The organism is Acinetobacter sp. 1566109 (genome assembly GCF_000582255.1).
GTDB classification, from domain to species: Bacteria; Pseudomonadota; Gammaproteobacteria; order Pseudomonadales; family Moraxellaceae; genus Acinetobacter; species Acinetobacter nosocomialis.
Window position 1 is genome coordinate 1 of record NZ_JEYB01000188.1, and the last position, 1,190, is coordinate 1,190.

The window sequence follows — 1,190 nt, forward strand, 5'->3', positions numbered from 1 at the left end:
ACAGAAAATAGACCATCGGAAACCTGGCGAGAGCCAGGTTTTTTTATTGCAAAATATTGATATACATTGCCATTAATCAGGTTTATGTTAGCATGCGCCAAGCACTGATTGACCTAGTTAAAGCCGCATGTCTCCTAGTCCACAATATAAATTTTTACGCCAAGCTCCTCGAGATGGTCTTAGTACTGCCATGCAACCATCGCGCTGGCAGCAACTTCATATTGACCCGTGGTTATGCCTATTTTTATTTCTAAATGCCCTATTAGGTTTAACGGTACTATATAGTGCATCTGCACAAGATGTAGGCTTAGTCAGTAAACAAGCCATGAGTTTTGGTATTGGCTTTTTAGTCATGATTAGTCTGGCTCAAATTCCCCCTAAGGTTTATCAAGCTTTTTCACCTTACTTTTATTTATTTGCACTATTTTCCTTAATTGGAGTTATGGTCTTTGGTGAAGTCCGCATGGGGGCTAAACGCTGGATCGATATTCCCGGTTTCGGGAGCGTGCAACCCAGTGAGTTCATGAAAATTGGCATGCCAATGATGATTTCATGGTTTTTAGCACGCAAACCACTTCCTCCAAGCTTTTCTCAAGTTGTTTTATCATTAATGTTAATTGGTGTTCCTTTCTTACTGATTGCAGAACAACCTGACTTAGGAACATCCCTACTCGTATTAGCAAGTGGTATTTTCGTACTATTTTTAAGTGGGTTATCTTGGCGCATGATCGGTGCCGCAGCAGCTTGTGCAGCTATTGTTATTCCAATTGCCTGGGAATTTCTTTTACACGACTATCAGCGTCAACGGGTTCTAACGCTACTTGACCCAGAAGCAGATGCATTAGGAACAGGATGGAATATTATTCAGTCCAAAACAGCTATTGGTTCTGGTGGTTTCTCAGGTAAAGGCTTTCTTGAAGGTACACAATCACATTTACACTTTTTACCCGAAGGCCATACTGACTTTATTATTGCGGCTTATTCCGAAGAATTTGGCCTAATTGGCGTACTTATATTAGTTATTCTTTATTCAGCTATTATTTTTAGAACATTTCAGATTGGTTTACAGAGCTTTCATAACTACGGTCGTTTAGTTGCTGGTGCCTTTGGTTTGTCTTTTTTTGTTTATGTATTTGTAAACGCAGGAATGGTCTAAAAATAATAGCTGAATAAAGAATAACTAATATAAG

At 39.2% G+C, this 1,190-nt stretch carries 1 pseudogene; it reads left to right on the top strand.

The window, feature by feature from the left end:
- Positions 1–127: 127 nt before the first annotated feature.
- Positions 128–1,153, top strand: a pseudogene (gene rodA / locus J582_RS25305) (rod shape-determining protein RodA); the annotation flags it as partial.
- Positions 1,154–1,190 lie beyond the last annotated feature (37 nt).